Below are 14499 nucleotides of genomic sequence, written 5' to 3' on the forward strand. Positions count from 1 at the left end.
ATAACGAATATGAGCGAATTATTAATAGAAGAAGCAACCTTAGATGAAGCTGTAGCAGAACTGTCAACGTTACACGATTGGCTACGGTGGACCACGAGTCAATTTGCCAGCAGTGGTATTTTCTTTGGTCATGGAACTGATAACGCATGGGATGAAGCAGTCAACTTGTTACTGCCCGCGTTAAGCTTACCCATTGATGCACCAAAAGAATTAATGCATGCCCGGTTAACTAGCACCGAAAAAAACCGCCTTGCGGGATTAATTGCAGAACGTATAAATGATTTCACGCCAGTACCTTATCTGACTAATATTGCATGGTTTGCTAATATGCCATTTTATGTCGATGAGCGCGTATTGATCCCACGTTCACCTTTTGCAGAGTTAATACATAATCGCTTTTCACCTTGGCTAGCTGAGCCTGAATCGGTAAATCGTATTTTAGATTTATGTACCGGTTCTGGTTGTATCGCGATTGCATTAGCACAAACTTTTGCAGAAGCGCAGGTTGATGCCGTTGATATTTCTTATGAAGCACTCGAAGTTGCTGATATCAATATCACTGATTATCAGTTAAGTGACCGTGTATTACCTATTCAATCCGACGTATTCAGCGGTGTACCAGGGCAGAAATATGACCTGATCGTGGCAAACCCTCCGTATGTAGACGCCGAAGATATGGCTGATTTACCGCGTGAGTTCCACCATGAGCCAGAGCTTGGTTTAGCATCAGGCCATGATGGTCTTGATGTAACCCGTACTATTTTGAGTGAAGCGGCCGATCATCTAACTGATAACGGTTTGTTATTTGTCGAAGTTGGTAATTCTATGGTACACATGGATGCCCTTTATCCAAATGCGCCTTTTGAATGGGTTGAGTTTGAGCAAGGTGGATTTGGCGTATTTGTGATCAGCAAAAAACAACTCGTTGCATATTTCGCAGACTGATCACCACAAAATCAAAGCCGAGCCTCAGGCTCGGTACTTAGTAGTCATTAGGAATGAGGAAAGTTAATGGCAGGTAATAGCATAGGGCAGTTATTTAAAGTGTCCACCTTTGGCGAAAGCCACGGCGTCGCCTTAGGCGGTGTTGTGGATGGCACGCCAGCAGGCCTTGAAATCACTGAGGCAGATTTACAAATCGATTTAGATCGTCGTAAGCCAGGGCAAAGCCGTTACACTACGCAGCGCCGTGAGAGCGATCAAATTAAAATTTTAGCGGGTGTTTTTGAAGGTAAAACCACCGGAACCAGTATTGGTTTATTAATTGAAAATACCGACCAACGCTCACAAGATTATGGCAAAATTAAAGACGTATTTCGCCCAGGTCATGGTGACTACACGTACTGGCATAAATACGGCCTACGCGATTATCGCGGTGGTGGCCGTTCATCTGCTCGCGAAACCGCTATTCGTGTTGCCGCAGGCGCTATTGCTAAAAAGTATCTAAAGCAATTTCATGGTATTGAAGTACGTGCGTGTTTGAGTCAACTTGGGCCAATTAAAGCTGAAAATTACGATTGGGATGAAGTTGAAAATAATCTTTTCTTTTTCCCAGATGCAAGCAAGTTAGACGCGCTTGACGACTATATGCGCGACCTTAAAAAACAAGGTGACTCAGTCGGCGCGAAGGTAAAAGTAGTGGCTAAGAATGTACCTGTTGGTTTAGGTGAGCCGGTATTTGACCGCCTTGATGCAGAACTTGCCCACTCACTGATGAGTATTAACGCAGTAAAAGGCGTTGAAATTGGCGACGGCTTTGATGTGGTTGAGCAAAAAGGCTCTGAGCATCGTGATGAGTTAACCCCTGATGGCTTTACCTCAAATCATGCCGGTGGGGTGCTTGCAGGTATCTCTACAGGGCAAGATATAATCGCGTCAATTGCACTCAAACCGACATCAAGTATTACGATCCCTGGTAATAGTATTAACACGAGTAATGAATCGGTTGAGATGATCACCAAAGGCCGTCACGACCCATGTGTTGGCATTCGTGCAATCCCGATTGCCGAGGCGATGATGGCCATTACTTTAATGGATCATTTACTACGTCAACGTGGTCAAAACCCGCATGTTCATCATGAGCATGGGCCAATAAATGGCTCTGTTTAGGGTTTAGTTAAAAGCATTTAGAATTATTTAAAAGCGCGATGTTAATCGCGCTTTTTTGTTGTGGTTATTTTAAGATAGACATCAAAGTTTCAGGAGCGGGATCAGGCTGTGTTTTTGATCTGTCCATTGCGCCAAATGTACTGTTGAATAAGGTGTTATCGGTGATAAGTCTGTCATGGCTATCGAATTTAAAAATGCTTGGTTATTCGTCATTACGACCCATTGTGAGCCTAACTGCGTACCGCTATAGTTAAATTTGATCAGAGATTTATCGAAGCGCTTACTGTGAGCTTGGAGCACTGGCATCAAATCAATATGATTATTGGATATATGGATAATTAATAAGCCGCCTTTTGTTAGTCGCTGCCAATATAACTGAAAAGCTTCCTCAGTCAGTAAATGGGTAGGAATAACATCACTTGAAAAAGCATCAATAATTAACGCATTCATTAACGGTGCATTATTTTTTTGCTCTTCAGTTAAGGTGATTCTGCCATCGCCAATAGCCACATCAATGCGTGCAGGGCTATCTGTTAAATATGAAAAATAATTCATGGCCATGTTATAAACCGCAGGGTTAAGTTCATAAAAGCGGATTTTATCGAACTTATCGCCAAACTTTGCTAAAACTCCAGCACCTAAACCAATAATACCTATATTTAAATCTTGTTGCTTTTTTAATGCTGACAATGATTTAGCGATACCAGTATGGTGATGGTAATAGCTGTTTGTGAGTTCAGTTTGTTTATTAAGTGGCTGTGAGCCATGAATCGTTGTGCCATCGATTAGGCGTCGTTCAGCAAGATCAGACGTTGTAATGTCTTTGACAGTGACATAACCGTAAAAATTTCTCTCAGACGCTAAGTTGTATTGATTAAAATTAACAAAAAGATAGCTATATCCTGTGCCCCAAATAACCAGCGTAGCCAGTAAAGCTATTTTATAGCAAGAGGACGTTTTCGTCGTCTGGGTGAGTAGCGTGTATATAAATAATGAAAGCGCTACAGCTAACGCCACAATGAATTCTGTTATTTGTTCAAACAGTAGCGGTGCGACTAAGGCACTGAGTAAACTGCCGATCACTCCTCCTAAAGCGATATATAAATAAAATACAGTAAGCAGTGAGCCATCTGGCGCGAGTTTTCGAAGTTCACCATGACAGATCATACAAACAATGAATAAAATAAAGCTGTAGATCACCAGTTGAGCTAAAGCATTAAATTGGCTGCCAAGGAAAAACATCATCAGCCCTGCGAATGCGCTAAATATTAATAAGTACGTCCAATGGGCGCGATTATAGCTTTTTGCGGATGCAAACGCATAACTGAAGGTCAGCAAATATATTACCAATGGTAAAGCCCATATCAGAGGCATAGGCGGGATGTTGATGCTGATCATCTGAGTTGTCGCGATCAACATCATTGAACTGGTTGCTGAGAACGCAATCCACAGCCAATTAGGTTTGACGAGCAAAGTCGTTTTTGACTTAGTAATAGCTTTATCAGCGATACTGCCATTACTAAATAATACATAAATTAGGCACAATAACAGTATGCAGTATGCAAATAACCCCACTGTCCAATAGCTCTTTTGCTCATCGATTGAAAATAAAACTTCAAAAATAAATGGGTAACTCAGCAAAGCAAGTAGTGAACCCAGATTCGAAAGCGAATACCATTGATAAGGTACAGTCATAGCGGTCGATTCAATATACCAGCGCTGCAATAGTACGCTGGTGGCACTTAGTAACATAAAGACTAAGCCAACCTGTAAAAACAATTTAGCAATCACTGACCACGCTGGTGTTAGTGATAAAAATAGACTGACTTCAATTGTGTTAAAAGTAATGATGCTCGATAAAGCCACTAACAATGTGTGTATAAATAATTGTCGTTTGAGCTGATAACGGCTTAACAAATGAGCATATAAATAGCCGAGTAACAGCATGCTTTGATAAAAAAATAGGCTGGTTGACCAAACCGAAGCGCCACCGCCAAACTCGGGTAGTAGCTCTTTAGATAAGATAGGTTGAATTTGAAAGAGTAGAAACGCGCTCACAAAAATAATGAATGTCGATAATATCCGTTGCATCTTTTTTATTACTTAGTAAATGGTGCCTAACCATTAACTGAACTAATTAATGCGGCAATGTAATAACCCTTGAGTTTATCTTAAGAAAATCTTAATCTATGATTTGTATGAATTTATTGGAGTTGTAAGTGGGTAGGTTTCGAATCGGGAATTTTGACGTCGATGTTAGCCGTGGTAAAATTTCCTCAGCTGAAGGCGTACAAATTGTCGAACCTAAGGTTATGGATGTGCTCCAATTTTTGTACTCTCATAGGGGCAATGTGGTTAGCCAGGAAGAAATTTTTGCAGCTGTGTGGCCTAATTCAGTGTTTAGCCCAAGTAATGTGCAACGCAATATTGCACTGCTGAGGAAAGCATTAAATGAAGATTCTAAAAATCCACAATTCATCATTACCCACCCGAAACGGGGTTATTGCCTTGAGCTTAACGAACAAACACGTTCTCACTGTGTAAAGTGGCCGTTGTTGGCTTTTATCGCCGTGACAATTGTATGTTTGGTTGGTGGTTGGTTCGCATTTGCAACGCAGGTTGTTAAAACTGATTTCTCTGCGTTGGTGCCTGTAACATCAAATGAAGCCAATGAATCCTCTCAATCGCAATCTAATAACGGCAATTATTTAGCATTTGTTCGCGGTGACAATGATAATCAGCATATCTGGCTAAAAGAATTAATGACAGGTAAAGAGGTACAATTATCCCAGCACCCATCGACCTACTATAGTCTAGGCTGGAGTCCGGATAATCGCGCATTGGCTTTTATAGAAAAACAAAATGATGTTAGCCAATTAGCGTATTTTAATTTAGACATGGTAACTCTAACGAGTTTAAATTACGCCAACGTACTGGAATTTAAAGAATATTTAGTTACCAGCCAGCAATTACAATGGACTAATAACAATCAGGTTTATTTTATTGAGCGACGAAAACATAAAAATGATACGCAGCTTTCGACCGTCAATATAGAAACTAAACAAAAACAGGTAATCAAAGCCTCAATGGGTCAAGACTGGTTAAAGTTACATGCGTTGTCGCCAGATCAAACGCAACTAGCGCTTGGTTATGAAGCAGGACAAAATAACTACCGTATTGAAATACTGAATTTAACGGATAATAGTAGTAAAACAATTGCCGTTATTGAAGATGGTATTCAGGGGCTTAGTTGGCACCCAAGTGGTGAATACTTGCTGATAAGCAACACAAATAATCTATTACTTATTGATCGTCAGGGCAACTCAACTGATATCGAATTTAATAATTATCAAGTTATTCGAGATGCTGCATTCACGCCATCTGGTGAGGAGATATTGATGGAGCTTGTAAATATTGATGTTGATATTTTGCGTGCAACTAGTGCAACACCTCAGCAGTATGAAAAGCTCGTCGATACCTCGTCGGTTGATTTTTTGCCGGTATTCTCACCTGATTCAACTAAGTTTGTCTTTGAATCCCATCGTTTTGGTTTAAAACAGCTATTTTTATATGAGCAAGGTAAACAAACGCTGATTTTTGCAAACCCTAATAATGAAGAACTGTTTGGGGTTGTTTGGTCAAAAAATGGCGAAGAAGTGATCACCGCAAGCAAAGATAAACTGTTTCGAATTGATTTAAAAAGTGGCGATTATCAAGAAATAGCCCACCATCATCATTCGTTTTATCTCAGAGAGAAGTTTTATAATGAAGATGCGATCTTGGTTTCATATCGCGCTGACGATGGCGTTACATTTCACCCAGCAAAATTAGACATGCAAACATTAAGTTTATCGCCATTCACTGGCCAAGGAGAGCGGCTGGCTTGTTATGCAATGGCTTTAGACAAACACGATCAGATTTATTTTTCAAATAACAAACAGGTATTTCGACTCGATCAAGATGGCAATTTTGCTCAAGTATGGCACGCAGATGATAGTGATATTATTGGTCTGGCGGTCGATGAGCAAACGTTGAGTATTACCTTAGAGCAAGAAGATGGTTATGAGCTTAATATGCTTGATTTACAAAGCGCTCACTCAGAAATACGCCATATCGCGAACGAGAAAGGTAATATGTTAATTAATGCTTCACACGATAATACGCAACTTTTATATCTTACTGAGCCAAAGCGAAAACGCACCTTAGTAAGGCTGCGATAGTCTTTAAAACCCAAGATTCACAAGGTAAGTGCATAATCTGCTGCTATTAGCTTTACTAACTCTCGTTTTATCGGGTTATGAGCGTGGTTTGCGTGTAATAGTACGATATCAATAACGGGCAAGGGCGGCAGAGTTGAGTCAGTAACCGTCACCAGCTCCTGAGTGTTACTTACCTCAGCCATCACACCAACGGCTAGATTGGCTTTTACTAATGCTGTGAGCGCACTGAGCGAGCCGCAGCAAGCAACAATGTTAAATGGGCGTTCAGCCTTTAGTAACCCTTCAATAGCCGCTTGATGAAATTTACAATCTCGTTGAAATATTGCAACTGGCAGGGTCATAGCGGATTGATAGTTAAATTCGGCACTTTTAACCCACACACCTTTGCTTGATTCTAAAAAATAACCTTCTTCAGAGCTGGGCGAGCGCGTCGCAATCACCATGTCTAGCAAGCCTTGATCTAGCTGTGTTTTAAGCTGGTTGGTCGGCGCGCAACTGATTTGTAAATCAAGTTGCGGTATATGTTTATGTAATAAAGCCACAACTTTAGGTAATACTGTGCCTGCATAATCGTCAGGACATGCTAAGCGCACGCGAGTTTGCCCACCACCGGTTTTAAGTTGTTTATAGGCTTCATCATGCAGTGCTAATAATTGTTTTGCGTAGCTGGCTAAGTGAACGCCACTTGACGATAGTACAAGCTGCCTGCCTTGTTTGATAAATAATGGATTACCCAGCTCTTGTTCGAGCTTTTTCATTTGCATGCTCACTGCCGATTGGGTGCGGCATACTTGTTGAGCAGCGCGAGTAAAGCTGCCCGTTTCAACAAAAGCGCAAAAAGTACGTAGGGCGTCTAAATCCATATTTAACTCATCTATCAATTTTACTTATGTATTGTATAAAAACTATTGGTAAGTAATTAATTTACTACTGCTCTATATTAGGGATATTAAACACTACTAAGGAACGCAAATGCAATTATTTATCGGTAATAAAAACTATTCGACATGGTCGCTTAGAGCATGGTATTTAATGAGTAAATTCAATGTTATTTTTACTGAGAAACAACTCGTATTAGACACCCCTGAGTTTTATGAAACGCTTAAAAACAGTTTTGCAGTACAGAAAGTACCCGCCTTAGTCGATGGCGACTTGCAGGTATGGGATTCATTGGCAATTTGTGAATACATCAATGATGCTTATTTATCTAATACAGCTTGGCCTATTGATACTGCGCAGCGAGCGACAGCCCGCAGTTTAAGCGCTGAAATGCATACCGGCTTTATGGCGCTGCGTAATGAAATGCCAATGAATATTCGTGCAACTCGCCTAATTGAGTTATCTGCGGCGGCTAAAAAAGACATTAGCCGCATTGATGAAATATTCAGCCAGCAACAACGTAGTTACCCAAATGCGTGGTTGTTTGGTGAGTTTAGTATCGCAGATGCTATGTATGCGCCTGTAGTACTTAGGTTAAAAACCTACCAAATTTCACTTTCAGCTTTGGCGGAGCATTATTGTCAGCATGTTTTAAGTTGCCCTACATTACAACAGTGGATCACCGAAGCGCTAAAAGAAACAGATATTGTTGCTTGCGATGAAGCAGGGGTTGATGTTACTTAAAGTAACTTGCCAAGCGCTAAGGTTATGAGGATGTATGGAACAGATTAAGCTATCACACCAAGATACATTAAAGCGGCTAGAAAGGTTTAGTCGCTTTACCGACAGCAGTATTGGCATTCCTTTTACTCGGTTTAAGTTTGGCGTAGAGGCACTGATCGGTATTCTGCCTGGTATTGGAGATCTAGCTGGGCTAATTTTATCTAGCTATATTCTATTTGAAGCCCAGCGTCTAGGAGTTAGTAAGCGTATAAAATTACGTATCGTAATAAATATGTTGATTGATTTTTTTGGTGGCCTAATTCCGCTTGTCGGTGATATTTTTGACGCTTACTTTAAAGCAAATACCCGCAATACCCGTCTCCTGAAACGCTACTTAGTAAAACAATAACGATAAAAATAAGTTAGTTTTTATCGTTATTAAAAAAGTATTCAGCAATCACTTGTTTTTGTTGACCAAACGGGTCTGAAATGCCAATCCCAATGCCGATTATTTTACCCTGCGCTTTAGGCGGGTGGGCTTGCATTTGTTTATTTAAAATACCGAGTTTAGGGCTTTTTTCGTTCGCAAGTAATGTTAAATGTGGCTGAAAGTTTTGAAATACATTGGGGCTACCATAGCGCTCAAAGGCCGTTAATTTGTTGGGGTAACTTTTAACCCAGCTAGGTATGACTGCGTTTGTGTCACGTAATGGCTCAAGAGCCAGTGTTACTTCGTCCGATAGCCTTTGCAGCTTAGGCGAATACTGTAAGTTAATAAATGCCCAATTACTTTGCGTAACACTAAAACCTTGCGCTGTTATAGCAAACTCTTGATGTTGCTCGATGATACTTTTTACAGCACGTTTAATGTCTTCTTCTGAGCCTTCAACAAAGTCAGTTAAATACAAAGTAGCGTGCACTGGCTTACCTTTTTCATAAAAACTCATGATCCCTTCTTTTTTTAATGCATCACTAGTTTGCTCAACTAAGTTAATGATTGACTTGGAAGGGATTGCAAACACATTGATGCTGACACTTTTTGCAAATGAGGGCAGGGGGATAATTATCAGTGTAATTAAAGTAACAACTAAAAGCTTCGGTCGTTTTATAAAAAGTAATTTGAACATGGGTTTATAATTTTATTCTTAAATTCGGATAGTAAGTGTAAAGAGGATAAGGGTTATTACTTGAACAGTAAATAAAAGGAGCTAGATTGCAGCGAATACATATTTTTGGCTTAGCTAAATTTGCAAAGTAAAGGCAAGACAATAACGCATGGCTGCTTAGTCGTTATCAACTTTTACATTCTTGCTAAAAGCCCGTACAATTCGCCTCGATTTTAATGTGCATTTGTTGCATTTTACCGAGGCGAATTAATCAGACTTTTATGCATCAAATAGCCGATTTAACATCTATTTTTGAACGCACTTTTTACCACAGCCATAATACACGCTTGGTCAAAGGTGAGCATGAGCCTATTTATATTCCCGCTGATGTTAAAACGCCGTATCATCAAATTGTGTTTGCCCATGGTTTTTATGCCAGTGCACTGCACGAAATAGCCCATTGGCTGGTGGCGGGTGATAAACGTCGTTTACTCGAAGACTACGGTTATTGGTATTGCCCCGATGGCCGTGATAAAGCCCAGCAAGCAGAATTTGAAGCCGTTGAAGTAAAACCGCAAGCAATCGAGTGGGCGTTGAGTGTTGCTACAGGTTTTGAGTTTAATGTTTCGGTTGATAATTTAAATGGTGAGCAAACCTGTCGGTTTGATTTTCAGGCGCGAGTACACAAGCAACTTTTACAGTTACTAAAAATAGGCTTTAATCCTCGGACTACTGCACTTTTAAAAGCATTAAGCGAATTTTACAATACGCCATGGCCATTGAATGCCGGGCTGTTTGTATGGCAACATCCTCAGGAGTTAAGTAATGCAGTTTAAGTTAGGACTAATTGTAAACCCAGTTGCTGGTTTAGGTGGCAGTGTGGCGCTCAAAGGTAGTGATGGTGTTGCGGCAAAAGCTCTGGCGCTTGGCGCTGAGCCAAAAGCTAATTTACGCACTAAAGCAGCGCTTGAGGTGTTATTGCCTTATCAAGATAAAATAACAATTTATACTGTTAATCACTCAATGGGTGAAAGCACCGCTACAGATCTTGGTTTTAATACCGAAGTTGTGTATCAAAGCGAGCACCCCAGTAGTGCAGATGATACTGAGCGTGCAGCCAAGGTATTGCAACAGCTAGGTGTTGATTTAATTTTATTTGCTGGTGGCGATGGCACTGCGCGCAATATTTGTCATGCGGTTGAAGATAGCGTACCGGCACTTGGCATTCCTGCCGGCTGTAAAATTCATTCAGGGGTTTATGCAATCACGCCAAAGGCCGCAGGGCGGGTAGTCGAAATGCTGGTCAAAGGTGAACTAGTTACCTTAGGCGATGCCGATGTGATGGATATTGACGAAGATGCGTTTCGTCAAGGCACAGTTAAAGCAAAACGTTATGGTGAAATGCAAGTACCCAGTGAAGTACGTTATGTACAAGCCGTAAAAAATGGCGGTAAAGAAACCGACGAGCTGGTACTTGCTGATATCGCCGCCTATGTCGTCAGTGAAATGGATGAAGATACGTTATATGTAATGGGCAGTGGCTCAACAGTTGCAGCTATTATGCAAGAAATGGGACTTGAAAATACCTTATTAGGTGTTGATTTAGTTGCAGATCAAAGCTTAATTGCGCAAGATCTTACAGCTGAACAATTATTAGCGATGACCCATCAGCGCGACACTAAATTAGTGATCACGCTAATTGGTGGCCAAGGCCATATTTTTGGCCGTGGCAATCAACAGTTAAGCCCAGCACTTATTCGCGCGATAGGGCTGGATAATATTATTGTGGTGGCTACCAAAACTAAATTACAGGCTTTAAACGGCCGCCCGCTCATTTGCGATACAGGCGATAGTGAGCTGGATGATGAATTAAGCGGTTATATTCGTGTAACCTGCGGATTTAACGACCATATTATGTATGCAGTAGGCCATCAAGATTGATTGGTAGAAGACCCTGCAAAATCAGGAGAAGTAGAAGTGAGTTTAGTAAATTATATTGACGCAGCCCAACAGTATTTTGATGACTTAGTGATCAAAGCCACTGATGATGAGTTATTTGCCGGTGGTTATTTACGAGGCCATTTTGATTTAGCAGTAGGCTATGCGCAAGTTGAAGAGCTTAATCTTGAAATAGATGAGCTCAATGAAACCGTTGAAAAAAGTTTAGTGAAAGCGTATCGCAATGGTGAGCTTAACGAAGAAGATAAAGCCCTAGTAGTAAGATTATGGGAAGAAGTAAAAGCACTCGCTTAAAAGACTAAATAAAAAGTTATTTAAAAAAACGGCAACAATGCCGTTTTTTTGTGCATTGAGACTATTTAGTTCCTAAAAATGTATTTTCTGTTCACTTAAAATTTACCTCATTCCCTAGATACGCTAAAGTACCACTGATTAAATTCTAGGGAACAAGTGAAATGAATAATAATAATGATGCGGCAATGCCCTCGGGCATAGTTGCGCGATTTTTAAATTTTGTTGAGCGGGTAGGAAATAAACTGCCTGATCCGGCAATCATCTTTTTGTTTGCCATGTTACTAATTTGGCTACTGTCGTGGTGGTTCTCAGGTGTTACTTTTGACGCTATCGACCCTCGTACCGGTGAAGCTATTATTATTAATAATATGCTGGCGAGTGATTCGTTAGCGACCTTTTTATCATCAATGGTAAAAACTTTTACCGGTTTTGCACCGTTAGGTGTGGTGTTAGTGGCCATGCTGGGTGTAGGGGTTGCTGAACATTCTGGCTTTATTAATACTGGCCTTAAGTTAATGTTAAAGGTGACACCTAAAAAACTTTTAACACCGTCAATTATTTTAGTCGCCATCGTCAGCCATACAGCAACCGATGCAGGTTATGTGTTAGTCATTCCGTTAGCTGGTGTTATATTTTATGCAGCAGGGCGCCATCCATTGGCGGGTATTGCGGCGGCATTTGCGGGAGTCAGTGGTGGCTTTGGTGCAAACTTTATTCCGTCGGGGATTGATCCACTACTGCAAAGCTTTACCCAAAGTGCGGCGCAAATTATTAACCCCGCGATGTCGATTAACCCATTAAATAACTGGGCGTTTACCTCGGCTTCAAGTTTATTCATTATTTTATTAGGCTGGTACATCACCGATAAAATTATTGAACCACGTTTAAAAAATACCGAATTAGATGGTAATAAAGAAGACTTACCTGCATTTGAAGATGCCCGTAGCGACGAAAAACGCGCGTTTTTTATTGCAAGTACAGTGATGATTGCAGGTCTTGCTTTATTAGCCTATGTGTCAGCCCCTGCGGACTCTGCAATGCGAAGCGAAGATGGCTCTTTAACTAATTTTCGCTCGCCTTTAATGCAATCTATCGTACCGCTAATTTTCCTACTGTTTTGGATACCTGGTGCAGTGTATGGTTTTACCGTTGGCACCTTTAAAAGCTCTAAAGATATGATAGATGCCATGAGTAAAGCAATGGGCGGCATGGCGTATTATATTGTAATGGCGTTCTTTTGTGCCTTGTTTATTGCTGCATTTAGTAAATCAAACTTGGGAGCTCTGCTGGCAATTGAAGGCGCGCAGCTGTTAAAAGCCATGGAGTTACCAAGTGCGGTGACTGTTGTCGGTATCATCTTTTTAACTGGTTTTGTAAACTTGTTTGTTGGCTCAAGTTCAGCAAAGTGGGCGCTACTGGGCACGGTGTTTGTGCCTATGTTAATGCAGTTAGGTATCTCGCCAGATTTAACTCAAGCGGCTTATCGCGTGGGCGATTCTAGTTCAAACATCATCACTCCTTTAATGCCGTATTTCCCATTAGTTGTGGTGTACTGCCAAAAATACGTCAAAGGCACGGGCATTGGCACGCTTATCGCGATGATGCTGCCATATTCAATCGCTTTTATGATTGGCTGGAGCTTATTTTTACTCGGTTACTGGGCACTGGGTATCCCGCTTGGATTAGACGCAAGTTACGTGTACCCAGCAGGCGCGCCTTAATAAAACACGGCTAAATATTTATGTGTAAAAACCTCGTCATTATAATGGCGAGGTTTTTTTGTGGTTAGTTTTATCCAGCCAGTTGTCAATTCGATCGTATACCCAGCTTGGTACGTATAAACCGGTAAATATATTCGTTAACTAGGTTTTAGTATGGCCAATGAACGCGCTGTTCCTACATCTCGATTTTCACGCTTTGCAAAGTTAGGCTCATTAGCAACCAGTGTCGCGAGTAATATGTTATTTGAGGGAGCCAAAAGTACTCTTTCAGGAAAGGGTTGGGATAATAAAAGCTTATTACTGCAACCTAAAAACATAAAAAACCTAGCGACAGAACTATCACACTTACGCGGTGCGGCAATGAAATTAGGACAGCTACTGTCAATGGATGCTGGGGATCTACTCAGTCCAGAGCTTGCTGAATTACTTGCATTACTTCGATCAGACGCTAACCCCATGCCACACAAACAACTCATTACTGTATTAAAAGAGCAGTGGGGAGATGACTGGTTATCGCGCTTTTCACATATTGAGCTTAGGCCATTTGCTGCCGCTTCTATTGGTCAAGTGCATTTGGCCTACCATGAAAACGGCGAGCAATTAGCTGTAAAAATTCAATACCTGGGGATCGCAAAAAGTGTGGTCAGTGATGTTGATAATGTTATATCGCTGCTTACATTGTCTCGTTTATTACCTAAAGATCTTGATATTAAGCCACTCGTCGCAGAGGCTAAAATACAATTATTAGCGGAAGCTGATTATCATCGTGAAGCGCAGTATTTATTACGTTATAAAAATGCATTGGCAAATAACCGACACTTTATTGTTCCTAACGTCTATAAAGAGCACAGTACTAAACAAATATTAACGATGCAGTATATTGAGGCTCAGCCTATAGAGGGAATTACCGATCTACCCAAAGCAGAGCAAAGCTTTGTGGCACAGCAACTTATTGCGTTATTTTTTAAAGAAATGTTTGAATTTAGACTGATACAAACAGATCCAAACTTTGCTAATTTTCATTATCAACCAGCCACACAAAAAATCGTTTTATTTGATTTTGGGGCAACCCGCGAGATTTCGCCTCAGTTGAGCCAAGCTTATCTAGCTTTATTTAAAGCAGGCAGTGAGAATAATCGTGATGGGGTATTAAATGCGGCCACTCAGATTGGTTATTTTAAAGATACATTGCGTGACAGTTATAAAGATAATGTCATAGAGCTATTTTTAATGGCGTGTGAGCCACTGCGTCACGATGGTGATTTTGATTTTAAAAATAGCCAACTGGCATCAAATATTAAAGATGCTGGGTTGCAACTTAGTGCACAAGCACAGCAATGGCATACACCACCAGTGGATGCATTATTTATTCACCGTAAACTTGCTGGTTTATATTTGATTGCGGCTCGCTTAGAAGCAAAAATAGATGTTAGAGCGTTATTTATGCCAATTTTATTAAAAACATGATTATTTTAGCGAATTCAAATA

The 14499-nt window shown here is 40.7% G+C and carries 13 protein-coding genes; 10 read left to right on the forward strand and 3 right to left on the reverse strand.

Features of this window, described 5'->3' with window-relative positions; all coding sequences use genetic code 11:
- Nucleotides 1-9 precede the first annotated feature (9 nt).
- Nucleotides 10-945, forward strand: a complete 936-nt coding sequence (gene prmB, locus P4S61_RS15130) for a 50S ribosomal protein L3 N(5)-glutamine methyltransferase (protein WP_145240383.1) — start codon at nucleotides 10-12, stop codon at nucleotides 943-945.
- 66 nt (nucleotides 946-1011) lie between these two features.
- On the forward strand, nucleotides 1012-2109 hold the full coding sequence (gene aroC / locus P4S61_RS15135) for a chorismate synthase (protein ID WP_145240385.1): 1098 nt from the start codon (nucleotides 1012-1014) through the stop codon (nucleotides 2107-2109).
- Nucleotides 2110-2190: 81 nt separating this feature from the next.
- On the opposite strand, the gene P4S61_RS15140 is transcribed toward aroC, so the two are convergent.
- Nucleotides 2191-4200 (reverse strand): fused MFS/spermidine synthase, encoded by a 2010-nt coding sequence (locus tag P4S61_RS15140; RefSeq protein WP_182758343.1) that lies wholly within the window; start codon nucleotides 4198-4200, stop codon nucleotides 2191-2193.
- 128 nt (nucleotides 4201-4328) lie between these two features.
- Here P4S61_RS15140 and P4S61_RS15145 point away from each other — a divergent pair, with 128 nt between their 5' ends.
- Nucleotides 4329-6329: a winged helix-turn-helix domain-containing protein gene (locus tag P4S61_RS15145; protein WP_145240389.1), complete on the forward strand. Its 2001-nt coding sequence runs from the start codon at nucleotides 4329-4331 to the stop codon at nucleotides 6327-6329.
- Nucleotides 6330-6346: 17 nt separating this feature from the next.
- Here P4S61_RS15145 and P4S61_RS15150 read toward each other — a convergent pair whose 3' ends face one another.
- Complete coding sequence (locus P4S61_RS15150) at nucleotides 6347-7192, reverse strand: LysR family transcriptional regulator (protein WP_145240391.1); 846 nt, start codon at nucleotides 7190-7192, stop codon at nucleotides 6347-6349.
- Nucleotides 7193-7301: 109 nt separating this feature from the next.
- Here P4S61_RS15150 and P4S61_RS15155 point away from each other — a divergent pair, with 109 nt between their 5' ends.
- Nucleotides 7302-7952, forward strand: coding sequence for a glutathione S-transferase family protein (locus P4S61_RS15155; RefSeq protein WP_145240393.1), 651 nt, complete (start codon nucleotides 7302-7304; stop codon nucleotides 7950-7952).
- Between the two features lie 34 nt (nucleotides 7953-7986).
- A complete protein-coding gene (locus P4S61_RS15160) occupies nucleotides 7987-8340 on the forward strand; it encodes a DUF4112 domain-containing protein (protein ID WP_145240395.1) in 354 nt (117 codons plus the stop codon).
- 13 nt (nucleotides 8341-8353) lie between these two features.
- Here P4S61_RS15160 and P4S61_RS15165 read toward each other — a convergent pair whose 3' ends face one another.
- Entirely contained in the window at nucleotides 8354-8953 is a 600-nt protein-coding gene (locus P4S61_RS15165) for a 2'-5' RNA ligase family protein (RefSeq protein WP_261375610.1), read from the reverse strand.
- A gap of 365 nt (nucleotides 8954-9318) precedes the next feature.
- Here P4S61_RS15165 and P4S61_RS15170 point away from each other — a divergent pair, with 365 nt between their 5' ends.
- The 5 genes from P4S61_RS15170 (at nucleotide 9319) to P4S61_RS15190 (ending at nucleotide 14478) form a co-directional block, all read left to right on the forward strand.
- Nucleotides 9319-9873, forward strand: a complete 555-nt coding sequence (locus P4S61_RS15170) for an elongation factor P hydroxylase (protein ID WP_145240399.1) — start codon at nucleotides 9319-9321, stop codon at nucleotides 9871-9873.
- Nucleotides 9863-10978, forward strand: coding sequence for an ATP-NAD kinase family protein (locus tag P4S61_RS15175; protein ID WP_149983017.1), 1116 nt, complete (start codon nucleotides 9863-9865; stop codon nucleotides 10976-10978). Before P4S61_RS15170 ends, P4S61_RS15175 begins: the two co-directional genes overlap by 11 nt.
- Nucleotides 10979-11014: 36 nt before the next feature.
- Entirely contained in the window at nucleotides 11015-11290 is a 276-nt protein-coding gene (locus tag P4S61_RS15180; protein ID WP_145240403.1) for a YfcL family protein, read from the forward strand.
- Nucleotides 11291-11451: 161 nt separating this feature from the next.
- The gene (locus P4S61_RS15185) at nucleotides 11452-13011 is read left to right on the forward strand and encodes an AbgT family transporter (RefSeq protein WP_337118575.1); all 1560 of its coding nucleotides are present in this window, start codon (nucleotides 11452-11454) and stop codon (nucleotides 13009-13011) included.
- 153 nt (nucleotides 13012-13164) lie between these two features.
- Nucleotides 13165-14478 (forward strand): ABC1 kinase family protein, encoded by a 1314-nt coding sequence (locus P4S61_RS15190; protein WP_337118576.1) that lies wholly within the window; start codon nucleotides 13165-13167, stop codon nucleotides 14476-14478.
- The last annotated feature ends 21 nt before the right edge of the window (nucleotides 14479-14499 follow it).

Source organism: Pseudoalteromonas sp. B160 (assembly GCF_037162485.1).
GTDB lineage: Bacteria > Pseudomonadota > Gammaproteobacteria > Enterobacterales > Alteromonadaceae > Pseudoalteromonas > Pseudoalteromonas rhizosphaerae.